Annotated in this window: 20 protein-coding genes; 4 read left to right on the plus strand and 16 right to left on the minus strand. The window is 68.9% G+C overall.

From position 1 onward, the window contains the following. Positions 1–6: 6 nt before the first annotated feature. The 5 genes from ACQY5G_RS03080 to ACQY5G_RS03100 all read right to left on the minus strand — a co-directional run bounded on the left by ACQY5G_RS03080 (position 7) and on the right by ACQY5G_RS03100 (position 8,487). The gene (locus ACQY5G_RS03080; RefSeq protein ID WP_428276887.1) at positions 7–2,298 is read right to left on the minus strand and encodes a glycosyltransferase family 117 protein; all 2,292 of its coding nucleotides are present in this window, start codon (positions 2,296–2,298) and stop codon (positions 7–9) included. Between the two features lie 10 nt (positions 2,299–2,308). Beyond that, on the minus strand, positions 2,309–4,636 hold the full coding sequence (locus ACQY5G_RS03085) for a glycosyltransferase family 117 protein (RefSeq protein WP_428276889.1): 2,328 nt from the start codon (positions 4,634–4,636) through the stop codon (positions 2,309–2,311). Between the two features lie 285 nt (positions 4,637–4,921). Continuing rightward, positions 4,922–6,133, minus strand: a complete 1,212-nt coding sequence (locus tag ACQY5G_RS03090) for a hypothetical protein (protein WP_428276891.1) — start codon at positions 6,131–6,133, stop codon at positions 4,922–4,924. 18 nt (positions 6,134–6,151) lie between these two features. Beyond that, the gene (locus ACQY5G_RS03095) at positions 6,152–7,174 is read right to left on the minus strand and encodes a 6-bladed beta-propeller (RefSeq protein WP_428276892.1); all 1,023 of its coding nucleotides are present in this window, start codon (positions 7,172–7,174) and stop codon (positions 6,152–6,154) included. Between the two features lie 101 nt (positions 7,175–7,275). Then, a complete protein-coding gene (locus tag ACQY5G_RS03100) occupies positions 7,276–8,487 on the minus strand; it encodes a hypothetical protein (protein WP_428276894.1) in 1,212 nt (403 codons plus the stop codon). 274 nt (positions 8,488–8,761) lie between these two features. On the opposite strand from ACQY5G_RS03100, the gene ACQY5G_RS03105 reads away from it, so the two are divergent. Beyond that, the gene (locus ACQY5G_RS03105) at positions 8,762–9,475 is read left to right on the plus strand and encodes a hypothetical protein (protein WP_428276896.1); all 714 of its coding nucleotides are present in this window, start codon (positions 8,762–8,764) and stop codon (positions 9,473–9,475) included. Between the two features lie 16 nt (positions 9,476–9,491). Here ACQY5G_RS03105 and ACQY5G_RS03110 read toward each other — a convergent pair whose 3' ends face one another. The 9 genes from ACQY5G_RS03110 to rocD all read right to left on the minus strand — a co-directional run bounded on the left by ACQY5G_RS03110 (position 9,492) and on the right by rocD (position 21,197). After that, positions 9,492–10,703, minus strand: a complete 1,212-nt coding sequence (locus ACQY5G_RS03110) for a hypothetical protein (RefSeq protein ID WP_428276897.1) — start codon at positions 10,701–10,703, stop codon at positions 9,492–9,494. Further along, positions 10,700–11,809 (minus strand): hypothetical protein, encoded by a 1,110-nt coding sequence (locus ACQY5G_RS03115; RefSeq protein WP_428276899.1) that lies wholly within the window; start codon positions 11,807–11,809, stop codon positions 10,700–10,702. Before ACQY5G_RS03115 ends, ACQY5G_RS03110 begins: the two co-directional genes overlap by 4 nt. Continuing rightward, complete coding sequence (locus ACQY5G_RS03120) at positions 11,806–13,011, minus strand: hypothetical protein (RefSeq protein WP_428276901.1); 1,206 nt, start codon at positions 13,009–13,011, stop codon at positions 11,806–11,808. The genes ACQY5G_RS03115 and ACQY5G_RS03120 overlap by 4 nt, the downstream gene beginning before the upstream one ends. A 77-nt stretch (positions 13,012–13,088) precedes the next feature. Further along, a complete protein-coding gene (locus ACQY5G_RS03125; RefSeq protein ID WP_428276903.1) occupies positions 13,089–14,258 on the minus strand; it encodes a 6-bladed beta-propeller in 1,170 nt (389 codons plus the stop codon). A gap of 185 nt (positions 14,259–14,443) precedes the next feature. Further along, complete coding sequence (locus ACQY5G_RS03130) at positions 14,444–16,189, minus strand: peroxiredoxin family protein (RefSeq protein ID WP_428276905.1); 1,746 nt, start codon at positions 16,187–16,189, stop codon at positions 14,444–14,446. 129 nt (positions 16,190–16,318) lie between these two features. Next, a complete protein-coding gene (locus ACQY5G_RS03135) occupies positions 16,319–18,094 on the minus strand; it encodes a hypothetical protein (RefSeq protein ID WP_428276907.1) in 1,776 nt (591 codons plus the stop codon). Positions 18,095–18,165: 71 nt separating this feature from the next. Further along, the gene (locus ACQY5G_RS03140; protein WP_428276909.1) at positions 18,166–19,257 is read right to left on the minus strand and encodes a hypothetical protein; all 1,092 of its coding nucleotides are present in this window, start codon (positions 19,255–19,257) and stop codon (positions 18,166–18,168) included. Further along, positions 19,251–19,793, minus strand: coding sequence for an RNA polymerase sigma factor (locus ACQY5G_RS03145; RefSeq protein WP_428276911.1), 543 nt, complete (start codon positions 19,791–19,793; stop codon positions 19,251–19,253). The genes ACQY5G_RS03140 and ACQY5G_RS03145 overlap by 7 nt, the downstream gene beginning before the upstream one ends. Before the next feature lie 186 nt (positions 19,794–19,979). After that, positions 19,980–21,197, minus strand: a complete 1,218-nt coding sequence (gene rocD, locus ACQY5G_RS03150; RefSeq protein WP_428276913.1) for an ornithine--oxo-acid transaminase — start codon at positions 21,195–21,197, stop codon at positions 19,980–19,982. A gap of 193 nt (positions 21,198–21,390) precedes the next feature. Here rocD and ACQY5G_RS03155 point away from each other — a divergent pair, with 193 nt between their 5' ends. Next, on the plus strand, positions 21,391–22,878 hold the full coding sequence (locus ACQY5G_RS03155) for an anthranilate synthase component I family protein (protein WP_428276915.1): 1,488 nt from the start codon (positions 21,391–21,393) through the stop codon (positions 22,876–22,878). Positions 22,879–22,888: 10 nt separating this feature from the next. Here the strand turns inward: ACQY5G_RS03155 and ACQY5G_RS03160 are convergent, their stop codons facing one another. After that, positions 22,889–23,263, minus strand: coding sequence for a hypothetical protein (locus ACQY5G_RS03160; protein ID WP_428276917.1), 375 nt, complete (start codon positions 23,261–23,263; stop codon positions 22,889–22,891). Between the two features lie 218 nt (positions 23,264–23,481). Between ACQY5G_RS03160 and ACQY5G_RS03165 the strand changes: the two genes are divergently transcribed. Together ACQY5G_RS03165 and ACQY5G_RS03170 are read left to right on the plus strand one after the other, a co-directional pair. Then, positions 23,482–25,461, plus strand: a complete 1,980-nt coding sequence (locus ACQY5G_RS03165; RefSeq protein ID WP_428276918.1) for a YfbK domain-containing protein — start codon at positions 23,482–23,484, stop codon at positions 25,459–25,461. A 75-nt stretch (positions 25,462–25,536) separates the two neighbouring features. After that, positions 25,537–26,277, plus strand: coding sequence for a ubiquinone/menaquinone biosynthesis methyltransferase (locus ACQY5G_RS03170; RefSeq protein ID WP_428276920.1), 741 nt, complete (start codon positions 25,537–25,539; stop codon positions 26,275–26,277). A 40-nt stretch (positions 26,278–26,317) separates the two neighbouring features. Here ACQY5G_RS03170 and ACQY5G_RS03175 read toward each other — a convergent pair whose 3' ends face one another. Continuing rightward, on the minus strand, positions 26,318–26,509 hold the full coding sequence (locus tag ACQY5G_RS03175) for an AbrB/MazE/SpoVT family DNA-binding domain-containing protein (RefSeq protein WP_428276922.1): 192 nt from the start codon (positions 26,507–26,509) through the stop codon (positions 26,318–26,320). Between the last annotated feature and the right edge of the window lie 98 nt (positions 26,510–26,607).

Here is a 26,607-nt window from a genome sequence, read left to right on the forward strand (position 1 = left end):
GCGGGTTCAGTCGGAGGGCGAAGCGAGGTCGGCGAGCCGCGCGAAGTGATCTGCCCGCCGGTAGGCCCGTTCCGCGGCGTCCGGGTTCCCGTGCAACTCCTCGGAAACGCCATGGAAGACGTGCGCCATGTAGTACACCCCGGGGATGTTCGACCTCGTGGACGGATCCGGCCACTCGTCCCATGCCAGGACGTCATCCACGAGGAACACGCCTTCCAGCAGTTCTCCGGTGCGGATCCGGTCGTTCCACGTCGGCAGCGGCGAGTCGGGAAAGTACTCGCTCAGGTCAACGAGGTTCTCGGAGGCCTCGAGCGGCCCGTCCACGAGCTTGAAGGCGAGTCCCTGCCGCACGAGGTGCGGCTGAAGTCCCCATTTGCCGTACACCGGTGAGGCCGTCGCCGCGAAGTAGACCGGCCGGTCGCCCAGCGCCTGCCGCGCGATCTGGAACACGCGGATATCGGCTGGCGATAGAACGTCGCCTTCGCTCAGCGGACCCGTGATCCAGTCGGAAAGCCGATAGGTCGAGTCCTCGGATATGGACTGTCCCCGCGAGAGGGCATCGATCCCCGTACCGGATGGCGGGACGGCCGAACGCGTCGGCGTCGTCGTGGCCATCTCCGCGTACAGCTCCGCCGCCGTCTCCGGGTCGAAGGGGCGCTGGCAAACGATGGTCGTGGGGGCATCCTCCGGTGACTCCCCCGGTTCGCACGGCTTCGTCAGCCGCCGCAGCTGCCGGTGGTACCAGTCCGTCCCCAGGTACGACTGGACGATGACCGTCACGTCGCGCCGGATCCCCTCCACCTCCTGCAGATACCAGAGCGGGAAGGTGTCGTTGTCGCCGTAGGTGAAGAGCACGGCGTAGGGTTCGACGGACTGCAGCATGTTGTAGGCGAGGTTGCGCGCCGCGCGGTCTCCGCTCCGGTCGGCCCGGGCAAAGTTGAAGAAGAAGGGGATGAGGCCGAGCGCGAGGAGCGCGGCCGCCTTCCGGTGCCGGGGGCCGAATCCCGCCGGCACCCGCTCCGGCTCGCGCCCCGCGGCGGACGCGGTCCACCGTCCCCACAGGGCGGCGAGCCCGAGTCCGGCGTAGATCCCCCACATCTGGAAACCGATGATGAAGAAGTAGTCGCGTTCGCGGACCTCGTGGGCCGCGATGCTCGGCGCCTCCTCCCAGTACATCGAGTAGCCGTACCTGAAGTTCAGGTAGTAGACGAGCAGCAGCGTGACGGTGAAGAAGAGCGTGCCCGCGTAGACGAAGGTCTTCCGGTCCCGGCGCAGGTGGGTCCACAGGCCGACGAGCGCGAGGAAGAGGAAGAGGATGCTCGCGGCGACCCGGGCGCCCGGGGGCAGCGAGCGCGCCCACTGCCAGTCGAAGTACTGCCAGTAGTTCGCGTACTGGGCCGACAGCGGCGCCTGGCGCAGCGTGACCGGCGTCGGGGCGTACTGGGCGCGTATCAGCGAGAGGGCGAGCGGTTCGCACGCCACGGCGAGCTTGCTCTGCCCGTAGGGGTCGTCGATCCGCCGCGGCGTGACGGCCGAGAGGAGCGTCGGACACTCCGGGTCCGCCTCGTCGATGACCGGGTTCTGCGCCGAGCGGATGGGGACGAAGAGGAACTGCAGGGAGTAGCCCACGGCGAGCAGCGCCACGGCGGGTCCCAGGACGCGCGGGTTCAGGGCGGCCCGCCAGCGGTGCAGCAGCACGAAGACGGCCAGCGCCAGCGCCGGCAGCATCGACATCGTGTGGTTCGCCCACCCCAGCCCGAGCAGGAGCGCGATGAGGAGGAGAAGACGGTTCCCGCGCACCGTGTCCGCCCGGTCCATCCAGACCATGGCGAGGTAGCTCACGAGGGCCACGACGAACATCGAGAGGGGATAGACCTTCTCGTTCAGGTTCGATTGCGTCCACACCGTGAAGGCGGTGGCCCCGATCCACACGGCGGCGATCGCGGCGACGAGCACCTCGTGACGGTTCTCGCGGAAGCGCCCGACGATGCGGACGACGGCCAGGAACCAGAAGAAGCTCGCCCCGGCGGAGAGGGTGGCGCCGAGCGCATTGATCCGCAGCGCGACCGGGAGCCCGGTGAACCCCGTCAGGAGGTCCCACACGCGGCCGACGACGACGAAGAGGGGATTCCCCGGCGGGTGGGGGAGCCCGAGGATGTGCGCCGTGGTCACGTACTCCGACGCGTCCCAGAACCCGACCGTCGGAGCGAGCGTCAGGAGATAGAGAACCCAGATCGCTGACGCGGTCAGCAGCCCCCAGGCCCGTAGCGTCAGCCGGCCGACCTTCTCCCGCTCCACCACACTCAACCTAGTTGGCGGGGGCGCCGAGACCCGCAAGGAACCCGAAACGGTCCGCGCGCTGGTACGCACGCTCGGCGGCTTCCACGTCGCCCAGGTGCTCCTCCGTCATCCCCTGCAGGTAGTACGCGAGGTAGTACTGGGCCGGGATGCTCGACTGCGTGGACGGCTCGGGCCACTCCTCCCATCCCAGCACGTCTTCGACCTCGAACACCTCCCACAGCAGTTCCGCCGTGCGCACCCGGTCGTTCCACGTCGGCGAAATCGTGTTCGGCATGTACTCGCGCAGGTCCACGAGGGCGTCCGTCGCCTCGAGCGGTGCGTCCACGAGCTTGAAGGCGAGCCCGTGCCGGACGAGGTGCGGCTGCAGCCCCCACTTCCCGTACACGGGCGGGGCGGTCGCCGCGAAGTAGACCGGCCGGTCCCCCAGCGACTGCTGCATGATATGGAACACGAGGATGTCGGGGTACAGAATCGAGTCCCCGCCGCGCACCGTCGCCGTCACCGCGCTCGAGACCCGGAACGCCGTGTCACGGGCGACCGCGATCCCCGGCGTGAGCCCGTCGATCTGCGCGTCGTTCAGGGCGATGATCGAGCGCGTGGGCGGGGTCGCTTCCGCGTCGGCATACGGGCTCGCCGCGTTGGCCGTGTCGAACGGCCGCTGGCACACGACGGTCGTCGGGGAATCCGCCGCGGACACCCCCGGCTCGCACGGCGTCGTCAGCGACCGCAACTGCTTCGGATACCAGTCCGTGCCGAGGTAGGAGTGGACGATGACGGTCACGTCGCGCCGAATCCCTTCCACCTCCTGCAGGTACCAGAGCGGGAAGGTGTCGTTGTCCCCGTTCGTGAACAGCACGGCGTACGGCTCGACCGACTGCAGGATGTTGTACGCCCAGTCGCGGGCCGCGCTGTCCTCCGTCCGGTCCGCGCGCGCGAAGTTGAACAGGAAGGGCACGAAGGCGACGGCGAGGATCGGCGCCGCCCTCCGGTGCCGCGCGCTGAACCCGGCCGGGCGGTCCTGCGGAAGACTCGTCCGGTCCGTGGGCACCGCGCTCCTCCGTCGATCCGGGGCGGACCAGTTGCCCCACAGCGCGACGAGCCCCAGCCCGGCGTAGATCCCCCACAGCTGGAAGCCGATGATGTAGAAGTAGTCCCGCTCCCGGACCTCGTGCTGGAGGATGTTCGGCACCTCCTCCAGGTAGAGGGAGTAGCCGTGCTTGAAATTCAGGTAGTAGACGAGGAGCAGCGTGACCGTGAAGAAGAGCGTGCCCGCGTAGACGAAGGTCTTCCGGTCGCTCCGGAAGTGGGTCCACAGACCGAGGAGCGCGAGGAAGAGGAAGATCATGCTGACGGCAACCCGGCCGCCCGGCGGCAGCGAGCGCGCCCACTGCCAGTCGAAGTACTGCCAGTAGTTCGCGTACTGGCGGTGAAGCGGAGCCTGGCGCTGCGTGACCGGCCCCGGCCCGTACTGGTCGCGGATGAGCGACAGCGCGAGCGGCTCGCACGCCACCGAGATCTTGCTGTTCCCGAACCGGTCGTCGATCACGCTCGGCGTGACGGCCGAGAGGAGCGTCGGGCACTCCGGGTCCGCCTCGTCGATGATCGGGTTCTGCGCCGACCGGATGGGGACGAAGAGGAGCTGCACCGAGTAGCCGACCGCGAAGAGCGCAACCCCCAGCCCGAGGACGCGCGGGTTCAGCGCGGCCCGCCAGCGGTGGAGGAGGACGAAGAGCGCCAGCGCCGGGCCCGGCAGCAGCGACATCGTGTGGTTCGACCAGCCCAGGCCGAGCAGGAGCGCGATGAGCACGAGCAGCCGGTTTCCGCGGGCGGTGTCCGCCTCGTCCACCCACACCATCGTCAGGTAGCTCACGAGCGAGACGATGAAGAGGGAGAGCGTGTAGACCTTCTCGTTCAGATTCGACTGGGTCCAGACGGTGAAGGCGGTCGCCCCGATCCAGACCGCGACCATCGAGGCCACGAGGATCTCGTGCCGGTTCTCGCGGAAGTGCGCGACCATGCGCGCCACCGCGAGGAAGGAGAAGAAGCTCGCGCCGGCGGAGAGCGTCGCGCTGAGCACGTTGATGCGGAGCGCGACCGGGAGGCCGGTGAAGCCGAGCAGGAGGTCCCACACGCGGCCCACGAGGACGAAGAACGGGTTCCCCGGCGGGTGCGGGAGCCCGAGGATGTGGGCCGTGGTCACGTACTCCGACGTGTCCCAGAACCCGGTCGTCGGCGCGATCGTGAGCAGATAGAGCGACCACACGCCGAGGGCCGTCACAAGCCCCCACAGACGCAACGTCAGCGGACCGATCTTCTCGCGCTCGATACCGTTCATTACGCCCCTGCTACGCTCTCCTGGTCGGGAAGTTCGTTGGGAAGATACCGCCTCCGGCCTGTCGGGTCCCGAGCCGGCCGGGCTGAGCGGCTCCGACCGGCCGACGCGGCGCGCCGAAACTAGCCGGCGGGTCGGATGGGAGCGAGCGGCTGCCGGGCCGTCAGGGGTCGGATCGGTCGAACTGCCACAGTTGGACGTACTCGATTCCGAGTTCGTCGTTGCGCCGCCCTGGAGGTAGTCAGGGCCGATTTCGAAGACGGAGAACCTTCGCGCGCCCGTGTCCGTTCATCGGTCCTCCGAGCTCGTGGCGACCTCCGGTGGGAGAGGGTAGAGCGACACGTACTCGATGTCGAGTTCGTCCTGCTCGATGACGATCAAGTGTCGCTCACCGACGCGGGTCAGCCTGGCGCTCGCGGGGAGGGCGCCGCGCCCGCGGAGACGCCCGTCGGCGTCGAATGCGAGCCAGCGCTGTCCCTCCGGGTCCCCGGGGCGGCGCCACTCCTCCACCCAGAAGCCGCCGTCCGGGGCCGCGCGAAGCCCGGAGACCGTACCGAACTGTTCGGCGACCGGCGCCGCGTCGAAGAACCTGAGCGCCTGCCGCCGCTGCTCCTCGTTGGTCGCGCTCCGGACCGCCTCCTCGCGTGCCGCCGCCACGTGCGCCTCGGTGACGGTGCGGTCGCGCCCCGCCCAGCGGACCAGCCGGGCCAGTCGGCCGTCGGGATCGAGGATGCGGACCTCGTACGCGTCGCCCATCGCCAGCGCGATGGCGTCGTCGAGGGCGGTCGCGCCGGCGAGCCCTTCGAAATGCCGCGCGAGAAGGACCGTCTCTCCCCCGATGTCCACCGGGCCGAGACGCCAGCCCGGGACGTTGAACACCGTGTCCCGGAGCACTCCGGAGCCGGCGAAGCGAAGCCCGATGAGCGGCGACCAGGTGAAGTCTTCCGAGCGGGTCATCAGGAGGCTCGTGACGAGCACGCTCCCGTCGCCGAAGCGCCCTCCGGGCAGCGGGGCGGCCGGGAGCGGGCGCATCGGGCTGACCGAGAGGAAACCGCCACCGGCGGTCCAGTAGGCGAGCCTTCGATTCCTCCAGTCATGGATCACGAGGGAATCCGCCCCCGCGCTCCAGACGCGCTGCGGCAGGCCGATTTCCCGCGGTCCCTGCCCCAGGGATCCGAAGGAGCGGAGAATGCCGCCGTCCGGGGCGAACACACGGATGAGCGGCTCGACCTGGCTCACGACCACGACGGAGCCGTCATCCAGTTCGAGGGCGTCGACAATTCGGAACATCTGGTATTCGGGCGGACCGTCTTGCATGCCCAGGCGCAAGTTGGGCCGAGGCGGCAGGTCGAACTCCGGGATGTCTCCGCGGTTCTCGACGATCTCGACGCCCGCGCTGTCGCGCACCACGAAGTCCTGGGCGCGAGCACCGGTCGATGCGTCGCAGGCGAGGCACAGGACGGCGACAGCCAGGATCGTGATCCTCCGGAAGTTGTCCATTGGTCTCTCCCCCTCCCGCTATGGGACCCGGGTGAAGCGGACGCGTGCGGCGCGCCAGACATCGAGAGAGTCGCGCGTCGTGCCGTAGAGGGTCGACTCGGTGACCCAGGGGGAGCCGAGGTGGCTGACGCGGCGCGGCCAGCGGTATCGCGCCACCAGCGTGCGCGCGCGGTAGACGTCGGCCTCGCGCATCTCCTGCCCATCGACCCCCGTCTTCTCCACCCACAGCCGGCCGCCGCGATCGAAGAAGAGTTCGGCGAGTACCGGCTTGCGGTCCGGGATCCCGTGCGGGTGGTCCCGCAGGTCGAATCTCTCCTTCTCCTGGTCGATCCGGGCCTGCGCGCCCTGGCGTTCGTCCGGGCTCAACTCTGGTCCCTGCAGCGGCGCCTGGATCAGCGACGCGCTCCCATCGGGATGGTGCAGCGTGACCGCATACGCGGAACTGACCGCCGTGGCCCACCAGCCGCCCGTCCCGTGCCCGTGGATCCACAGCGGGCCGAAGGGCTGGTAGAGGAAGAATGTGGCGGCCTGGTCCCCCACTCTGATGTCGACCGGGCTGAAGCCGGTGGCCTGCTCCTCTTCCGTCGCCATCGGGACCGTATCCACCGCCAGGCCCGGCCCCAAGTGGAAACGCGTGAACCGGGTGTCGCCGGCCGCCATCCCGAGATCGACGAGCCGGCCCTCCGCGTCGAAGGTGACCGGAGCGATCAGGTTGAAGGAGGCGTTCATGCTCCTGAGCCCGCGCGCGTACTCCGCGCCGTCGTCGTCGAGTCTGAACGCGCTGTAGCGGACGCTCTCCCGTACCCACAGGAGGCCTTCGGGCCCGAAGGTCATGCAGCAGGGATTCGTCAGTTCGCCGGGCCCCTCCCCCTGGCCGCCGAAGCGGAAGGCGAAGCGGCCGTCCGGGTCGAACACCCGCACCTCGTGCGTCTGATAGTCCGCCACGATCACCCGTCCGCGGTCGTCCTCCACGACGGAGCCGATGGTCGTGAACAGGTAGGGATCCTCCCCCTCGATCTCGCCGATCTCAAGGTCGATCATGCCCTCGAAGACCGGAATTTCGGGAGGCGGAGCCGGGGCACCGCTATCGACACACGCGGCGACTCCCCCCAACAGCGCGACCGCGACCGGGATTCGGGGCTTCACGAACCGGATCGGTCGAGGGTCCAGGACTCCACGTACTCGATGTCGAGTTCGTCGTCCCGCGTGCCGAGGATGTAGTCCTCGCCAATCTCCGTGACGTCGAAGCTCCCGGGCATCTCGACCAGGCCGAGGACGCGTCCCTCCGGGTCGAACACGGTCCACAGCCGGTGCTCTTCCCCGGGAAGCCGGTATTCCTCGACCCAAAGGTGCCCGAGACGGTCGACGAACACCCCGTTGAAGGCGGGGAACGCCTCGACGAGCGGCATGCCCGCAACCGCGTCGAGCGCCTCGGGCCGGTCGGGGTTCTGGCGGACGACGTAGTCACGCAGGTCGGCCCGGGTTGGAGCGCGGGCCTCGTGGTCGCGACGGACGATCCTCGCCAGCGACCCGTCCGCGCGATATCCGCGGATCTCATAGCGGTCGTTCGTGGTGATGACGATCAGGTCACCCCATGCGAACGCGAACGCGCGGCGAGCGAACGGGTAGGCCCGGGGAAACGTCCTCTCGGCGGTAGTGGCGACGTACAGTTCCGATCCGGGGTACGCGCCCAGGTCCCGGTGTACGCTCCCGTCCGCCTCCAGAATCCCGTATTCGAGGTCCGGGCGCGTGAGTTCCGACGTGCCCGGCGTGCCGCCCGAGTACGACGTGAGGGTCTGGGCCAGGATCCTCCCGTCCGGAAGCTGGCCGACCGCGCTCTCGTAGCGGCCCTGCAGCCTGAAGGCGCGACCGAACGTTCCGCGCGCGGAGAAGACGGACAGCCGGCGCTGGAACGGCTCCCTGGCCATCAGCGAATCGCCCGCCCACCGCTCCAGACTCGCCGGAGCCATGGCGCCGAATTCGCCCGGACCGTCGCCCTGGCCTCCCCACGACTCGAGGTGGACGCCGTCGGAGTCGAAGACGCGGAGTTCGCCGGAACCCGCGTTGGCGACCACGATCCGCCCGTCGGAAAGCCGCATCGCGTCGTAGGCGCGGAAGAGTTCGTACGCCGGATCTCCCGCCGGGGACCCGATCGTCACGGCCGGTGCCTCCCCTACCCGCCATCCCAGTCGCGAATCGAGCGGAGGCCGCTCGTTCTCGACGATCGTGACCCCGGCGCTGTCCCTGACGACGCTTCTCGGGCTTCCGCGGCCATCCCCACCGCCGTCACCACCACCCGCACACGCCAACCCCACCATACCCGCGAGGAGGGCCGTCAGAGTTCTCCCGTCCATGACTCTCCCCTATTGGCTCGGTTCCATCGTACCGAACCGGGGACACGATCAGCGGCGGGTTGGTTGTGCGGAGGTCGAGCTACCCCGCCAGGTGGACGCCCGGGACAGCGCCCCCCTTTGCCGGAACGCAAGAGCCCCGAGGACGAGAAGCGCCCTCGGGGCCCTTACCCCAGCGTCTTGCTGCACCCGAAGGCCTTTTGCAGTAGAGGACGACCTGAGGCATACACTTGTAGGATCGTCAACTCTCAGCCAAACCGCAACCTGCGGAGTTGCTATGCTACCCATCGAAGGCCTTCGAAGTGCGCTTTCAGCGGAGCGGCTGAGTGCCTACGCTCTCCCTGAGGACACCGACGAGATCGACTGCGTGGCCAGGTATCTGTGGAATCTGGCGCGGTGCAGCGCCCTCCAACCGGCGCTTCATACCCTTGAAATTACCGTCCGGAACCGCCTTTTCGACATCTCCAGAAAGATCATCGATGAGACCAAGCTCAGTCATGACAAGGTTCCGTGTTGGCTCGATGCTCGACCTTCGCTGCTTGCCGAACCCGAGCGTGACGCCGTCGAGAAGGCGAAAGCAACGATCTTGGGACGGAGGAGTCCGCTGACCGAGGGCCGGCTTGTCTCGGTCCTGGGGTTTGGTTTCTGGGTGAGCCTGTGCAAACGGTCATATGAACAGGGGCGCACGGGTGGGCCGCGCCTCTGGCCCGAGTTGGCGACGAGGGGATTCCCGCATCCGCCCAACGCCAGGCGCACACGAAGCCAGATCTTCCACGCCCTGAATCCACTCCGCGAACTACGCAACCGCGTTTCTCACCACGAAGCCGTTTGGGACCGGAAGCTCGACCGAAGCCATCGAGAGATCCTCGAGACCATAGCCTGGATCAACCCCGAATTGGCGGCGACCCTGGAGAAACACTCGCCGCTGCCGGCAGTACTCGACCGGGGCGTCGCCGGTTTCCGCGCTCAGGCCGAGGCGATCGTCAAGTGACGCCGGCCGGCTTTGCCTACTGTCGAGGTCGCTCTGCCAGTTCGTACACGACGACGTTTTGTATGTCGAGGTCGTCCCTCAGCACGCCGAGGACGAGGGCTCCGGTCACGTCGAGGATCTGGAACCTCGGCGGCGTCTCGACCTGTCCCAGCCACTCTCCGTCCGGGGAAATGACGGTGTACGGGGACCCCTCTTCCGGGTAGGCGGGCCGGTAGGAGGGCAGCCATATGTTGCCGTCCGCGTCGGCGAAGGGGGTACTGAAGAACGGAATCGGCTGGCCGATCATGGCGCGATACCGGTCCATGTCTTCCTGAATGATCTCCTCGAGCCGGGCATCGGACACTCCGTAGTGCCTCCGGCCCAACGCTCGATTATAGGCCTCGCCGTGCTCCAGGAGTTCCTCGGCCAGCAGGTTGGGCTCGGGACGCCAGCGCACGATCTGGGTTACCCTGCCGTCCGGCAGGCGCCAGGCGATCTCGGGCCTGTCGGACCTCGTATGGACGAACCGCCCCGCCGCGACCGCGACCTCGCCGATGGGCCGGATGATCAGACGCGGCTGCTCCGACCGCTGTCGCGGGTAGTGGTCGTACGACGCCACCGTGTCGAGGGCGCCGGTTTCGATATCGAACAGGGTCATGTGCCCGGCGAGCCACTCCTCCTCTATGTCGATCCAGAGACGGTGGGGGTATCGGTCCATCATCATCAGCTCGCCGGATGAACCGATCCCCGCCACACCGAAGTGCGCTGCCCGCGGGAGGTTCACGATGCGCGCGACCGAATCGCCGACGAAGAGCGTGAGGCGGGACTGACGATCATCAGGCACAAGGACGCTGTCCTGGCCCAGGACGAACACCGCGTAGGGGGAGATGACTTCGCCCGGTCCCTCTCCTGCCCTGGCGAGCACCTCGTGCGTCGCGCCGTCCGGACTCAGGACGATCACTTCGCTGTACCAGGCAACGACCGCGCTTCCATCCGGCAAGAGCCGGCCGGCGTCGACGAACTGAAACTCGTAGTCGCCGGGGTTGGCTCCGTGCCGGTACAGCGGCTCGGCCGCGAGGGTGAAGGGAGCCTCGACCTCCGGCACACCTGCGTACTCGACGATCCGCACGCCCGTGCTGTCCCGGATCTGGACCTGGATCTCGCCGGCGGGCCCGGCGTCGCCCCCGCAGGCAGCGAGGGCCGCCGCCAGAATCAGTACGCGGCTCGGCGTGAGTACGCGGCGCGTCACCGGGCGAAGGGCAGGTTCGCGATGTCGTACCAGTCGAGGGCTCGGTCCGGAATCCCGTCGCCATCGTCCGGCCCCACCTGCCGATCGACGAGCACGACCAGAGTCGACCCCAGGAGGTCGAAGGCCCTGAGCCGGTCCCGGACCCGCACCGACCCGACGTATTCGGCGTCGTCGTACACGTCCAGCCAAGACCATTCGTGCTGGTCGCGGCCCGTGGCGACCCAGTAGCGGTTGGCGGCGTCGAAGAGATGCTCGCCCGCGGACAGATAGTAGTGCTTCGGAGTGGCGCTATACCTCTCCAACCCCTCGTCGATGGCGGGCGTGCGCGGGAGACCCTGCGATCTGTTGAGGGCCAGGAGTTCCTCTTCCCGCCGGGCCAGGTCCCGCTCGTTCGGGAGTTCCGGGACGTAAGTCGGTGCGCGGAGCACCGTGGCGTCGCCGGCGTCGCCGACGAAGACCAGATGCCCTTCGCAGGCCACGAACGCCCAGCCCCCGGCCGGGTCCGGGATACCATGGATGATCTGCCCGCACTCGATGCCCCACGGACCGGGCGGCGACTCTTCCTGCCCCACCGTCTCCCCGGAGGCGAGGTCCACCTCGTACCGGGTCATCAGCGATCCGGACATCCGGCCGAGCATCACCATGTAGTCCAGCGACACGCCTGAAATCGCGGTGCCGAACGATGGGAAGGGCTGGAATACATCCGGGAGCAGCACATCCGACACGTAGACGCCCGATGGCTCGAAGACCGTGAAGCGGCCCAGGTCGGAATCCACCACGCCGACCGTTCCCGCCTCTCCGCGAGCGAGAGACGTGGGATCGCCGAACTCCCCGGGACCTTCGCCCTCGCGCCCGAAGACTCCCACGACGCCGCCTTCACCCGCCACGCAGCGGACCTGCCCTTCGTAGGAGTCGATGACGCAGGCGGTTCGCTCGTCTGCGAGCAGCGCGACTTCCTCGCTCTCGCTCAGGGGCACGGCGGCCGTGCCGATCAACTCGGGCGTGAAGACGGCCTCGTCTGTGGCTTCACCCGAACCGCACGCCACGGCGATGACCAGGAGTGGAAGGCACGCGCCCGCGCGGCCGCGCGGAACGCGGATGGTCATGACTTCTCCAGGGAATAGAGGCGGACGTATTCGACGCCCCGGCTGTCGCTCCATACGCCGAGCAGGTAGTCGTCGCCGATCTCGAGGCCGGGGGCCATGCTCGCGATGAACCCCCGGTTCAACCCTGCCGGGACGGAGACGCTGCCCAGCCAGGTGCCGTCCGCGGCGAAGACCTCGAACGGCGCCACTTCGATCCCCGCGCCGAAGAACGGCTCCACCCACAGACTCCCCGTCTCATCCAGGCGGATGGACCGCAGCACGGGGAGCGTCGGAGCCCTCGGATCGTCGCGGCGACGACGCCCCATTCCCTCCGCCTGCTCGCGCGAGACGCCGCCGTACATGACGTTCGTCTCAATGTACTCCTCGATCTCCGCGTCCACGTGGGCGTCCGTGACGGGGACCGGGGCGATGTCGCGACTGAGGATCCGCCTCGTCCCGCCGTCCTCGAGGGAGATCGACCGTATGTGGAACGCCTCCGTATCGACTGCCGCGAGCGTCCCGGGAGTGACAGCGAACCGCGGCCCTTTCCCGAAGTCGTAGCCGATGTAGGCGACGTTCTCGCCGTACCGCGCGATCACCTGCTCCGCGCCGGGGAAGTCCGAGACCGCCCGGATCGCGCCGTCGGCCAGGTCGAAGGTCGCGACTCTGACGGCGGGCCATCGCACGACCCCTCCCTCCGGCATCTCGGTATTGTCCGTGAAGGCCATGACGAGATCGCGACCCGAGACGCCGAGCGCGCGCTGCGGCATGGATCCGCTCCAAGGCGATTCGACGGGGAGCGTGCGGACGAGTTCGCCCGCCGCGTCGAAGATCTGCACGCGCCCGAGCGCGAGGTCGTACGTGACGAGCGAGTCGCCGGCGAGCACGCCGAGGAAGGAGAGGAACCGGTGTTCGCCGGGCCCTTCGCCTTCTCCGGCCGCGCGCCACACGAAGGTTCCCGCGGCATCGTAGCGGCGGAGTTCGCCGGAGCCCCCGTCCCCGAGAACGATGTCGCCGGAGCCGAGGCGGACCGCGCCGACCACGCCGTCGAGTTCGTAGTCGGGATCTCCGGTCGCGGTCCCGATCTCGAGCAGCGGCGGCTCGCCCACGGTCCAGCCCTCGCCCGGGCCCCACGCCGGCTCGACGGCCGTGGCGATGGCCACGCCGGCCGAGTCCGAGTGCAGCGTGCCCGCCGGCGCCCCCGCCGAATCGCAGGCTTGCACGGCGAGCACGACCGAGAGTGGAACGAAAGCGCCCGCGCGCCATGGGGTCGGCCGGCCCGCGCTCCACCGACGGCGAGTCAGGAGGCGGGCTCCCGCGACAACGACCAGAGCTGGACGTATTCGACACCCAACTCGTCGGATACCCATCCCAGCAGGTAGTCCTCGCCGATCTCGAAGATGCGGAGGCCGGCCGGGGTCTCGACCAGGCCCTGGACCCGTCCCTCCGCGTCGAAGACGGTCCACACGGCGGCTTCGTACGCCCGCACCCAGAGATAGCCGGCACGGTCCGACAGAACCTCCTCGAAGGCGGGATACGACTCCACCAGCGGCATGTCCCGCACGGCATCGAGGCTGCTGCGTCGGTCCTCGTCGGGGAGATCCGCGTAGCGCTGGGCGTAGTACTCGTCCAGATCGGCCTGCGTGGGGCGCTCCAGGTCACCGTCGCAGCGTACCACCCTGACCAGCGACCCATCGGAGGCGAAGGCCTTGATCTCGTAGCTGTCCTGCACGCCGATCGCGGCGAGTTCTTCCCACACGGCCCCCGTGGTGCCGCGACCGAAGGGGTGAGGCATGCCGCCCTGGAGGCTGCCGTCCGCCTCGAAGATGGCGTAGAACTCGCTTCCCGGAAATTCGCCGAGCGAAGCGAACCGCGCGCCGTGTTCGTCCAGGATTCCCCATTCCGCGCTGGAGCGGACGAGGCCCGAGGACCCTGTCATGTCCATGTTGAGGCCACCTCCGCTACCGCGGGTGAAGATCTTCCCGTCCGGGAGCAGGTCCACGACGTTGAGCATGGTGGGGTCGAGGGATACGTCACGACCGTGGTTCCCCTCCGCATCGAACAACGACAGGCGGGTGCCCCAGGGATTCACGGCGGCGATCGAGTCGCCGGGCCACGAGGCCACGGCGCTCGGGCTGTAGCTGACGAACTCCCCCGGGCCCTCGCCCCGGCCTCCCGCCGTCGCGGAGTGGGAGCCGTCCGCGTTGAAGATTCTGAGTTCGTTGCTGCCCGAGTTGGCGATGACGATCCGGCCCTCCGCGAGCCGGGTGGCGTCGGTGACGCGGAACAACTGGTCGGCTCCGCCGCCGTCAACGGCGCCGATCGAAAGGGACGGCTCCGCGCCGAACGTCCACGGCAGCCGCGTGTCCAGCGCGGGCGCCGGGTTCTCCACGATGCTGACGCCGGCGCTGTCACGGATCGCCGCCACGAGCCCCCGGTCGCCGTTCTCGACGGTGCCCTCGCACCCCACGGCGGGAAGGGCCAGCGCGAGGATGCCGGTTGCGAGGCACCCCGTGGTGGCCGGCCGGGGCGGTGAGATCGGACCCGGCGCGCTCGCAGGCCGAGAGAGGAGTGGCCAGGGCCCCGGGACCCGGGAGCCGCGGATTCTCGGATGGCGGCGACGCCTATGGTCTCGCATGACGCGTGGAGTTCCCCTCAGGGTTCTGAGTTCAAGACGCCCACTTGCCGCGGGATGTCAACGAGTGCGGAGCGCTCGAAGCGGACGCGGCCTTGGGCGTCGAGGACGAAGTTGGCTTGGATCGCGTACACGCCGAACGCGTCCGTCGCGTCGTCCTCAAGATCGTAGTAGACGGGATACGTGATCCCGCGCTCCTCAATGAACGCATCCATCTCCACCCCCGCCGGATCCCGCCAGGCGATAGACAGCACCCGTGCGCCCAGGCGCTCCATCGTCTCCTGAAGACGCACCACGTCCGGGATCTTCTGGACGCACGGCGGACACCACCGGGCCCAGAAGATGACCACAGTGGGTTTTCCGGCGGTCAGGTCGGCCAGTGTGTGCCGGTTTCCGCCCGCATCGGTTACCTGAGCGTCGCCGGGGGTCCACTCCACGGCAGCGGACAGGACATTGGGCAACACCTGAACGGTCCCGGCGTCGAGCAGGTCGCGCCATTCGGGGCCGTCGGGGTCGTGACCGACCAGCATGGCGAGCGAGTCGGCCTCTTCCGGGGACGTGATCGGGTCGGAGGCCAACGCCGCGTAGGCACGCGCAGCGCCCTCCACGTCGCCGGCATTCAGCTTCAACTCGCCGAGGATCTCGAACAAATCCGGGCTCGCTGACCGGGTCGTCGCCTCCTCGACGATTCCCATGGCCGCGTCCGGGCTCGCGAATTCGTTGAGAAACCTGGCGTAGTCCTTCAACAGGGCACCGCGCTGGACGGCGACCGATTGAGCGTGCTCGTCGGCGGTTCGCCCCAGCGGCCGGACCGGGTCCGGCAACTCATAGCGCACCCTCGCGAGTTCCACGGCGCGTGAGCGACGCTCAGGGATCACGGCAATCATTCGGGGCAGCGCCAATCCCACCAACCCATAGGGGAACAAACGCTCGACCCATCGGTCCAGTGCGTTGAGGTCCCTCGCCGCGATGGCGAGCTCAAAGGCGAAAGCCTCAAACGGGCTCGTTGTCCCCTGGGCGTCCGGCCAATGACGCTCGAATTCGGCCAGCGCCAGCGCCGTATCTCCGTCGGTCTCCAATCGCGTCAAGGTCCTCCATCCGATGTCCATGGCCCAGGCGTCCGTCCCAGCCGTCTGTTCGGCGATAGACGTCCAGTGGGCACCACCCTCTTGGTGGAGCACGGCGGCGGCATAGCCGGAAAGCCCCTGGATCGCGGACAGCGAGAGTTCTTCGCTACGGTCCTTGTAGTGTTCGTGCAGCTCGGCGAAATGCGCCTGGTGCCACGCGAAGAGGCTGTCGCCTGTGGTCGATCCCAGAGCCGATCTCTCGAAAGAGCGAAGCTCACTCCAGCCGTCGAGCGAGTCCGGATACAACTCCATTGCACGGCGAAGCGCCTCCAGCGATGTGTGCACGTTCCGATCCTCGAACTCGTCGGCCCGGCGCCTGAACGCGTGGTAGAGTGGCCTGTCGTCCGGTGCGTGCACGAGGAGATCGAAGAGCCGACCGCTGTTCGCGTCGAGCCGCTCGCCCGTCGCGTCCTCCACAACGAAGGCGGCGTAAACCGCGGCTTCCGGCAGGGTGAACCGCGTAGAAAAAGTGCCGCCGGATCCTCGGTTCATGGTGGGGATCGTGAGCAGCCTCTCCTCGAGCCGAACCCGCCAGGACTTGTCATCGGCGGTTCCATACGTGCCACGCAGCACAAGTTCGGGTGCGTCGGCAAGCGTCCCGATCGGCGTATACGTGACCGTAATCTCGTCGCCCGCCATCGGGCGTTCGGGGGCGAAACGAAGCCCGGTCTCCCCTGGTGCCGTCTCCCGTGCGCAGGATAGCGCAGTTCCCACCGCGAGGGAGAGCGCAATCGCTCTGGACATTCTGATCATTGGGTTTTCCGCGGCTCAGCCGGGATTCCGTGGTACGGTGTCCGTCGCCGGGGGACTCAGCAATTCGAGGAGGAAGTCGACGGCCTCTTCGGATTCGGTGCGGCCGAGCCAGTAGATGCCGCGCTCCCGCACTTCCTGATCCGGTTCGTCGCGGATCAGTTCCATCAGTACCCTCGGAACCGTGGGGTCGGATCCGGCCCGCTGATAAATCGCGTAGATGGCCTGCCGCTTCAGGAAGGCCTCGGACAGCTCTCCGTACAGGTCGGCGAGATACGCCACCGTCAGCGTCGGGTGGGCCGCCCACGCGCTGAAGGCCGCGCCGCGCACGTCGCTGGCCACCTCCGTGTCGTACGCGACCAGGCGCGCCCATTCGGCGGTCTGCATGTCCTCCTTCTGCCTCACCTTGCGCGCCAGCGCGCTGAGCAGAGACACCTTGTGATCGTCCGAATCGAGCTGCTCGTAGAGTCGAACGAACACTCCGCCTTCCACGTGATCGAGGTCGCGCAGCGCATTGATCGCCTGGTAACGAATGCGGCCCGACTTCGAGCGGTTGGCGAACGCGGCGACGAGAGCGTTCTGGATCGCGGTCGGCGCCGACGCGTCCACGGCATACCGGCTGCTGCGGAGCCCGCTGATCGCGTCGCTCTGCTCGGCGTCGTCATCCGAATCCCGGAGGGTTGCCGCGAGCACCCGGAACGCGGCCCGGGAGTTGAAACGCCACATTTCCTGAAGAGCGCTTCTGCGAACCGACTGTTCCGGATGGTTGGCGATGATGCCCAGGAGGACTCGCTCGGCTTCCTCGGTTTCCTCCCTCGCGATGAGCTCAACCGCCTCATCGTGAAGCCGCATCGAGCACTCATCCTCGCGGGCCAGGACATCGCGAAGCACCTGCACCCGGTTGACGTCATCGAAGCGCATCACGGCCTCGAGCGCCGCCAGCTGCACCGACACGTCTTCACACGCTTCCTGTTCCTGTGACCTGGCGCGCAGGGCCTCTTGGAGTTCCACCCGCTGCCAATGGAGGTTCGAAGCCTCGCGCACGTAATCCGCAACCTGGCGCTCGTAGTCGGCCACGGGATCCGCCTGATCCGCCAACCGCCGGACGTAGTCGGCCACGCCCTGTACGTCCGGCTCGCCCTGTACGTCGGCCAGCAGTTCTGCGGCCACCGAGTCCGGCAGATCCGGCAGATCCGGCAGATCTGTCAGGTCGGCCGTCGACACGGGAAGCGAGAGGATGCGCCCCCCCACCTCCATGGGCATCACGCGAAAGCCCGGTATCGGGGCGGCAACGTCGAGCGTCTCCTCGGCCTCGCGCAACAGCTGCTCCGCATCGCCGGCGTCGCCGCTCGACGCGAGCTGGCTTTTGATCTCGAAGTCCAGGGCCCGCGCGTCGTGGTACAGCCGTCCGGCGGTCCTGCCCATGTTCGCCGGTCGCGCTTCGTCAAACCCGACCATCAGTATTTCCAGCAGCAAACGCGCTTCGGCCAGGTCGCCGAGGCGATAGCGGGCGAACGCTTCCCAGTAGTAGGAGTCGGGCTCGAACCGGGGTGTAGTGAGCGCGGACTCGGTTCGGACCGCCTGGAAGAGCGCCACCGCGCGTTCGAACTCCTCCGCGTTGATGGCGCGACGCGCTTCGAGGAAGCGCGCCACCTCTTCCTGCTGGACCGTCTGCGCGGCCAGGCTCTCCGCCCCGAACGCCCGCAGCGCATCGGGCGCGGGCGCGGCGTTCACGATGGCGAGGCCGGCGAGCAGCAGCCCGGTCCGGGTCAAGTGTCTCACGCGGTCACTCATGGTATGCCTCCGTACTCTATGGTCGACTCTGTGGTCGCTCTCCGTCGTCCTGTATCGCGCCTGCATCCGGATCACGTGCCGCTCGCGGAGCGAAGCCGCAGCAGCGTCCCCTGCCGTTCCATGCTCTCGCGGGCCAGTTCGCGCTCGAAGTCCGGAGCGTCCGGGCCCAGGCGCGCGATCTGCACGAGGACGAGCTCGAGATCCTGCAGCAGCGTCCGCGCCTGCTGCCCGTCGGCGGCGGGCGTGGCGAGCCGTGAACGGGTCTCCACGAGCAGTTCGCGCGCCCACCGGGCGAGATCCTCCTGGGACTCGTCGGTGCCGATGTCCGTCCGGAAGGCGACGAGCAGGGTGCGGGCCCGGTCGAGGTGTCCCGCCATGTCGTACTCGTCGACGCTGGCGCGCCCCGCGGCGCCGGCAGGCCGTTGCGCCGGCGAGCTGACGGCGGCGCGGACCGGCGGGTCCGCCTCGGGCCGGGCCGCCGCCGGGGCCGGATCGGCTGCCGGCGGGCGCACGACCGCCGCGAACTGCCGGTTCGTCTCCAGGGGCTCCTCGACGACGGAAAGGGCCAGCGCCTCCTCGGCGGCCGTCGGCGCGAGGGGCCCGGAGTCGGTCGCGGCGACCGTCGGCCCGGTCGACGCAGCCGCTCCGACCGACGCCGGGGCCGCCGACGCCACCGTCTCGGGCTCGGCAGGCACCGCCAGCTGCGGGCCGCCGTCGAGCGCCACGGCGAGCGCGACCGAAGCGGCGGCGGCTCCCGTCAGCCACGCGGCTGTCCGACCGGGCCGCCGCCCGAGCGTCCGGGCCACGACGAGCCGGAGCGGTCCGCGGGTCGCCTCGCGCGCGCCGGGGGTTTCGGGCTGCCGCGCGACCCATTCAGCTTCGATGCGTTCCCACATCGCCTCGCGCGGCGCGGGCGGCGGATCGTGGTAGCCCAGCACCTCGAGCGGGCGATCAGCGGCGTCGCCGACGCAGTCCACGGCATCCGCGATGCCCGACAAGTCCGCCGCCTCCGGCGAGTCCGACACCGGCGGCGCGCCCAGCCGCGTCTCGATCCCGGCCCACATCGCCTCGACCGGAGGCTCCGGCGGGTCGTGGTAGTCCGCCGCCTCCCGGCGGAGGAACCGGGCGAAGCGGCTCGCGTCGTCCGTGCGATCCTTCAGCATGCCCATTCTCCCGCGAAGTCCGCGAGCTTCTCCCGCAGGCGGCTGCGGGCCCGGAAGAGCTGCGACTTGGAGGTCCCGGCCTTGATCCCGAGCATCGCCCCGATCTCCTCGTGCGTGTAGCCCTCGAGGTCGTGCAGCAGGAAGACGGTTCGATAGCCCGCGGGAAGCTCGTCGATCGCGCGGTGCAGCCGGTCCTTGACGTCGGGTTCGAGCCGGTTCGGGCCGCCCGTCGAGCGGAGGTCGTCGTGCAGCGCGGTCTCGCGGCTGCGGAACCGCTTCACCTTGCGGAGCCCGTTCAGCGACACCGTCGTCGCGATCGATCCCAGCCACGTCCCGAACGCGGCCTCGCCGCGAAACGTGTCGATCTTCGTGAACGCCCGCACGAACGTCTCCTGCGTGAAATCCTCGGCGAGATGGTCCTCGCCCGCGAACCGGTAGCATATCCGGAACACGCGGTCCACGTGCGCGTCGTACAACGCGCGCGCCGCGTCCTCGTCGCCGTCCCTGAGCCGCTGAATGAGTTGCGGTTCCGTCACCGTGCCGGGATCTCCGGGTACACGTCGGTTCTTCCGCTTCCAGAACGGTGACACAGCCAACGCAGGATTAGTTGCGCGGGGGACGACCGGACCGCGGCGGGGATGCGCCGCGGCCGGTCGATCGGGGGCGGGGTTCCGCGAGGGGCCGAGACTCCCGGCCGGGCGCCGGGCGCCCGGACCCGCTACTCAGGCGACGGCGACCGCCGCCCCCTGAATCACTTCGGCGATGTGTTCCAGCGCCCATTCGAGGCTGGCCTTTTCGATCGTGAGCGGAGGCGCAAAGCGGATCACCTGCTCGTGCGTCTCCTTGGCGAGGATCCCGCGCGCCTGCAGTTCCTCGCAGAACGGACGGGCATCCCCGGACTCGTCGCGGATCACGACGCCGATGAACAGGCCGCGTCCACGCACGTGATCCACGTGGGGAGAGTCGATGGATTCCAGCTCCCGCTTGAACCAGGAGCCCAGTTCGTTCGACCGCCCGGCGAGATCCTCATCCCGTATCACGTCCAGCGCCGCCATGCCGACGGCCGCGGCGAGCGGATTCCCGCCGAACGTCGAGCCGTGGTCCCCCGGATGGAAGACGTCCATGATCTCGGAGTTCGCGAGGATCCCGGAGACGGGGAACACGCCTCCGCCGAGCGCCTTTCCGACGATCATGATGTCGCCTCGGTCCGCCTCCCAGTCGGCGCAGAACAGCTTGCCGGTCCGCCCGAGGCCCGTCTGGATCTCGTCGTTGATCATGAGGACGTCGTTCGCCCGGCAGATCTCCAGCGCCCGCGCATAGAAACCATCCGGCGGCACGACGACGCCCGCCTCGCCCTGGATGGGCTCGACGAGGAAGCCGACGGTGTTCGGCGTGATCGCCGCCTCGAGCGCATCCGCGTCGCCGTAGGGAATCGGCACGAAGCCCGGCGTGAAGGGACCGAACCCGAAGGTGGACCCCTGGTCCGAGGAGAAACCGACGATGGTCGTCGTCCGGCCGTGGAAGTTCTGCTCGCAGACGATGATCTCCGCCCGGTCCTCCGCCACGCCCTTCACGGTGTAGCCCCACTTGCGGGCCGCCTTGATCGCCGTCTCCACGCCCTCGGCGCCGGTGTTCATCGGCAGCGCGCGCTCGAACCCCGTCATCTCGCACAGTTGCTGGAGGAACGGACCCATCCGGTCGTTGTGGAAGGCGCGCGACGTGAGCGTGAGCTTCTCCGCCTGCGCGCGCAGCGCCTCGATGATGCGGGGGTGACGGTGTCCCTGGTTCACCGCGGAATAGGCGCTCAGCATGTCGAGGTACTTCCTGCCCTCGACGTCCCACACCCACTCGCCCTCGCCGCGCTCGAGCACGACGGGAAGCGGGTGGTAGTTGTGGGCGCTCCACTTGTCGACCTGAGAGATGTAATCGCTGGTGTTCATCGCTTCCTCATTGGGCTGCCGAGCAATCCTCGGCCCGCGGTTGGAGCTGAACCCCGTCGGGGGACGGGAACCGTTCCTCGCCGGATCGAACCGGACCTGGGAGAGTAGACGAAAAGCCCACGCCCGACAAGGTGATTCGGGCGCGTGTTCCCGCCGATCTCCGTCCCCTGCCGCGGGCTGCTACCTTGGGCGCATGAGCGACGCCTCCGCCATCCCCGACTTTACCGAATTCTCCCGCCTCGCCGAGCCCGGGCGGATGGTTCCCGTGGCCATCGAAATCCCGTTCGATCTGGACACTCCAGTGACGGCGTTCTCGAAGCTGCGGCGCGGCCCCTTCTCCTTCCTGCTCGAGTCGGTCGAGGGAGGGGAACGCTGGGCGCGATTCAGCTTCGTCGGCTCCGAGCCCCGGGAAGCGTGGCGACTCGACGGTTCGGAGATCCGGCTCTGGACGCCTACGGGGGGTTGGGGCGAGCCCGAGACCACGAGCGACCCCTTCGGCGCCTTCGAGGCCTGGATCACCCGATACGAACCGGTCGAACTCTCCTCCCTGCCGCGGTTCTGGGGCGGGGCCGTCGGATTCTTCGGCTACGACACGGTGCGCTGGATCGAGCGGCTGCCCGACGCGCCGCCGGACGACCTCGGCGTGCCGGACGCCTGCTTCATGGCGACGGAGCGCATGCTCATCGTCGACAACCTGTATTCCCGGGCCTTCGCCGTGGCGGCCGTGCCGGTCACGCCCGACGACGACCCGGCCGAGCTGTACGGGGACGCCGTGGACCGACTCGCCGACTGGGTGCGCGGCCTGGAGAGACCGCACGGGCTGGGGCCGCTCGGCAACGGCGGGGAGGCGAGCACGCCGAACGTGGCCGGAAACCGCTCGCGGGACGATTACGAGGCGGCCGTCGAGCGCATCCGCGAGTACATCGTGGCGGGAGATGCCTACCAGGTCGTCGTCTCGCAGCGCGCCGGCGCCCGTTACGAGGGCGATCCGCTGGAACTCTACCGCGCCCTCCGCCGCAGCAATCCATCCCCCTACCTCTTCTTCATTGAATTGGACGGCATGCGCCTCATCGGGTCGTCCCCCGAGACACTCGTCCGGGTGGAAGACGGGATCGTGACCGTGCGCCCGATCGCCGGAACGCGTCCGCGCGGAGCCACGCCGTGCGAGGACGAACGGCACGCGCGCGAGCTGCTCGCCGACGAGAAGGAGCGGGCGGAACACCTCATGCTGGTGGATCTCGGCCGCAACGATGTGAGCCGGGTCGCCCGTCCCGGCTCCGTCGAGGTGTCGCGCTTCATGGAGGTCGAGCGCTACAGCCACGTCATGCACCTCGTGAGCGAGGTGGCCGGGTCGCTGAAGGACGGAGCCGACGCCGTCGATGCCTTCAAGGCCTGCTTCCCCGCCGGCACGCTCACCGGCGCCCCGAAGGTGCGCGCGATGGAGATCGTCGATGAACTCGAACCGACGCGGCGAGGACCGTACGGCGGGGCGGCGGGCTACGTCGGATACGGCGCGACGAGCCTCGACATGGCCATCGTGATCCGCACGCTGCTCTCCGTCGGGGACCGCGTGTACGCGCAGGCCGGGGCCGGGATCGTCTACGACTCCGAACCCGCGCGCGAGTGGGAAGAGACCCGCCACAAGGCCCGCGTCCTCCTGGAGGCCCTGACGAAGGTCTAGCGGGGTGTCGCTAGCGGGCGAGGCGCTCCTCGCGGGCGATGATGGGGTCGATCTGGTCGGCGTATTCCTTGGCGTAGGCTAGGGCTTCCTCGAGGGCCTCCGTCCGCGTCCCGGCGAAGCGCTGGCCCACGGCGGCGCTCATCGCCCGGCCGGGTCCCGCCGCCGCGGCGATCTCCCATACCTCCGGCCCGCCGCGGAGCGCTGCGCGCCTGCCCGCCCGCGTCTCCCGGAACTCGATCTGCGGGAATCTCTGCGCGGCGAGCCACTCCATCAGGATGTTTCTGAGTCCTTCCGAGGGCGTCCATTGCTGCTCGAGGAACACGCGTTCGAGTTCCGACTCGACCTCGCGTGAGACACGCGTGCAGAGGGGACGGGGCAGAGGCATGTATACATGGTATACCATCCTCCGGAGACGTGCCAGTCCGGGCGGAACCATCGGCTCTGCGGCGAACGGCGATGTAACCCTTTCCCGGTTCGCGGCGTCTACGGGTGTATCGCGGGGGCGCTGCCGCTCCCGGAAGTCGGATGGAACCGGAACGAGGGAACGCGCTTCGGCCTCGGTTTCAGCCCTGGCTACGGCACTGGACAGGAGGCGACGCGACCATGGCAACCCTGAACGTACGCAGAATCCGGCAGCGAATCGGCGTCCTGTTGGCGCTCACGCTCATGATCGCGGGCCCGGCCCCGGCGCACGCCCAGTCGGAGACGGGCGCCGTGCGGGGGACGGTGCTCGATGCGACGGCCGGCGTCGGGGTCGCGGGAGCGCAGGTCTTCGTGGCCGGGACGACGATCGGCACGCTGACCGACGCGGATGGCGGCTATTCGCTTTCGGGCGTGCCCGCCGGGGAGCGGGTCGTCACAGTCCGGTTGATCGGCTACAGGGAGACGAGCAAGTCGATCACCGTGACGGCAGGCGAGACGGTGACGCTGGATTTTTCCGTCGAGCAGACAGCGGTGCGACGGCACGATCTCACCGTGACGGGCGTGGCCGGCGAGACCCCGCAGGTGGTCCCGTACGTGGTCGAGCGCGCCGCGCGCGGCCTTGCGGCCACCTCGGTCATGCGCGCGTACGCCGACTTCAACACCGAGTCGTACGCCCGGATCGAGGAGAACGGTTTCCGGAGCGTCGGCGCGTCACCCCTCTCCACCTTCTCGATCGATGTGGACCGTGCGTCGTATGCGAACGTCCGACGCTTCATCCAGGCGGGGGAGCGGCCGCCCGTCGACGCGGTCCGGATCGAGGAGATGATCAACTACTTCCCGTACGAGTGGGACTCCGAGCGGGACACGGCACCCGGCGGGCGGAACTCGGCAGCCGGCGACCACCCGTTCCAACTCCTCACGGAGGTGTGGGACGCGCCCTGGAAGCCGGAGCACCGGCTCGTTCGCATCGGACTCCGCGCGCCCTCCATCGACACGGAGGACCTGCCGCCGAGCAACCTGGTCTTCCTGCTCGACGTGTCGGGGTCGATGTCGTCGCCCGACAAGCTCCCGCTGCTGAAGAAGGCCTTCGCCCTGCTCGCCGAACAGCTCCGACCGCAGGACCGGGTCGCGATCGTCGTCTACGCCGGCGCGGCGGGGCTCGTGCTTCCTCCGACGCCGGGGAATCGGCGCGCCCGGATCCTGTCCGCGGTGGAGCGGCTGCAGCCGGGCGGAAGCACGGCGGGCGGCGCCGGGATCGCGCTCGCCTACGAGGTCGCGCGGGAGCACTTCGTCGAGGACGGCAACAACCGCGTCATTCTCGCGACGGACGGCGACTTCAACGTCGGCGCCTCCAGCGACGCCGAGATGGTGCGCCTCATCGAGAAGGAACGGGAGGGCGGGATCTTCCTCACGGTCCTCGGCTTCGGCACCGGCAACCTGAAGGATTCGAAGATGGAGCAGATCGCGGACCACGGGAACGGCAACTTCCACTACGTGGATGGCCTCCTCGAAGCCCGCAAGGTGCTCGTGGAGGAGATGGGAGGGACGCTCTTCACGGTCGCGAAGGACGTGAAGCTGCAGGTGGAGTTCAACCCCGCGCGCGCCGCCGCATACCGGCTGATCGGGTACGAGAACCGGTTGCTCGCCGACGAGGACTTCAACGACGACACGAAGGACGCGGGCGAACTCGGGGCCGGCCACACGGTGACCGCGCTGTACGAGGTCGTGCCAGCAGGTCTCCCAATCCCCCGCACCGTGGATCCGCTGCGCTACCAGCCGACGGCCGAGCCGCGGCCCCCGGTTGAAGCGCCCCCGGCTGAAGCGCCCCCCGCTGCGTTCGAGGACGAACTGCTCTACGTGAAGATCCGTTACAAGGATCCGGACGGTTCCCAGAGCAGGCTCCTGGCGCACGCGGTCGCGGACCGCGCCCGGTCGCCCTCGCGGAGTTTCCGCTTCGCCGCGGCCGTGGCGGGGTTCGGCATGCTGCTGCGCGACTCGCCCCACGCCGGAGGGCTCACGCCGGACGATGTCATCGCAATGGCGGAGAGGGGACGGGGCGACGACCGGCGGGGCTATCGCGGCGAGTTCATCCGACTCGTGGAGGCCGTGCGCGACCTGGATCTGCTCGGAACGGCAGCAGAGGAGGACGACCAGCGTTAATGTGGCGGCTCATCCCCGGGCCGCGGCGCTGAGCGAGTCGGCCGCGGCGGCCCGCACCGGGAGGAGCCGCGCCCGTTGAAGCTCAATCGACGCATCTCCGGCCAGATCGAACGGCCGGCGGACAAACGACGCTACGTGCGCCGACTGTTCGCCGGCGTGGCCGGCCGTTACGACCTCACCAACGATCTCATGTCGCTGGGTCTCCACCGCCGCTGGAAGCGCCGGCTGCTCGCACGGGCCGACCTGCGCCCGGACCACCGCGTCCTCGATCTCGCGGCCGGCACCGGAGACCTCGCCCGGGGAGCGCTGGATCGGGCCGCGCGCGAGGCGTTCGAGATCCACGTCGTGGCCGCGGATCTCACGCCGGAGATGATGAGGGTGGGGCGCGGACGCCCGGGCCCCGACCTCGCCGGCTGGATCGGGGCCGATGCGCTCCGTCTGCCCTTTCCCGATGGCGCGTTCGACCGTGTCGTCGTCGGCTACGGACTGAGGAACTTCGCCGGCCTGGACTCCGCTTTGGCCGAGAGCTTCCGCTGCCTGCGCCCGGGCGGCCGGCTGATCTCACTCGACTTCGGCCACCCTCGCTCCGCGGCGCTGCGCCGCATCTACCTCGGATATCTCGACGCCTCGACTCGCATCGCGGGTTGGGCGCTCCACCGCGATCCCGAGTCCTACGTGTACATCCCCGAGTCGCTGAGGAGGTTCCCGGACCAGAGGGAGATGGTCCGCAGGATGGAAGCGGCCGGGTTCGTGGAGTGCGGTTACGAAGACCTGATGATGGGCACGATGGCCATCAACTACGGAAACCGCCGTTAGCGTCGCGGCTGGAGCCTCGGGCTGGCAGCCCGTGGCAAACCTACATGCCCGGGTTGGATTCCGTCTTCCAGACGGTGAACTGGCGCTGGCCGGATTCGCTTTCCTCGAGGCGAACTTTCAGCGCATCGCCATCGGCCAGTCGCATGTGGTCGCGCATCTCCAGAGGAATCGTGATGCGGCCGCCGCTTCCTACGGTGATGTCGCGGTAGTACATGACGCGGAAGATCGCCATCTAACCTCCCCATGGAGGGTTGGATTTCGGCAAAGTGAGGGGAATCCTCAATATGGGGATTCAACGGCCCCCGCGGTAGGCCGGACCGCCGAACGCGC

The organism is Candidatus Palauibacter sp., from assembly GCF_965261555.1.
GTDB lineage: Bacteria > Gemmatimonadota > Gemmatimonadetes > Palauibacterales > Palauibacteraceae > Palauibacter.

Coding starts and splice junctions, on each gene's coding strand:
- ACQY5G_RS03090 (WP_428276891.1), bottom strand. CDS start 6,133: ATGGACAACTTCCGGAGGATCACGATCCTGGCTGTCGCCGTCCTGTGC.
- rocD (WP_428276913.1), bottom strand. CDS start 21,197: ATGAACACCAGCGATTACATCTCTCAGGTCGACAAGTGGAGCGCCCAC.
- ACQY5G_RS03095 (WP_428276892.1), bottom strand. CDS start 7,174: ATGATCGACCTTGAGATCGGCGAGATCGAGGGGGAGGATCCCTACCTG.
- ACQY5G_RS03115 (WP_428276899.1), bottom strand. CDS start 11,809: ATGACCATCCGCGTTCCGCGCGGCCGCGCGGGCGCGTGCCTTCCACTC.
- ACQY5G_RS03140 (WP_428276909.1), bottom strand. CDS start 19,257: ATGCTGAAGGATCGCACGGACGACGCGAGCCGCTTCGCCCGGTTCCTC.
- ACQY5G_RS03130 (WP_428276905.1), bottom strand. CDS start 16,189: ATGGCGGGCGACGAGATTACGGTCACGTATACGCCGATCGGGACGCTT.
- ACQY5G_RS03165 (WP_428276918.1), top strand. CDS start 23,482: ATGGCAACCCTGAACGTACGCAGAATCCGGCAGCGAATCGGCGTCCTG.
- ACQY5G_RS03105 (WP_428276896.1), top strand. CDS start 8,762: ATGCTACCCATCGAAGGCCTTCGAAGTGCGCTTTCAGCGGAGCGGCTG.
- ACQY5G_RS03175 (WP_428276922.1), bottom strand. CDS start 26,509: ATGGCGATCTTCCGCGTCATGTACTACCGCGACATCACCGTAGGAAGC.
- ACQY5G_RS03135 (WP_428276907.1), bottom strand. CDS start 18,094: ATGAGTGACCGCGTGAGACACTTGACCCGGACCGGGCTGCTGCTCGCC.
- ACQY5G_RS03085 (WP_428276889.1), bottom strand. CDS start 4,636: ATGAACGGTATCGAGCGCGAGAAGATCGGTCCGCTGACGTTGCGTCTG.
- ACQY5G_RS03100 (WP_428276894.1), bottom strand. CDS start 8,487: ATGGACGGGAGAACTCTGACGGCCCTCCTCGCGGGTATGGTGGGGTTG.
- ACQY5G_RS03160 (WP_428276917.1), bottom strand. CDS start 23,263: ATGCCTCTGCCCCGTCCCCTCTGCACGCGTGTCTCACGCGAGGTCGAG.
- ACQY5G_RS03155 (WP_428276915.1), top strand. CDS start 21,391: ATGAGCGACGCCTCCGCCATCCCCGACTTTACCGAATTCTCCCGCCTC.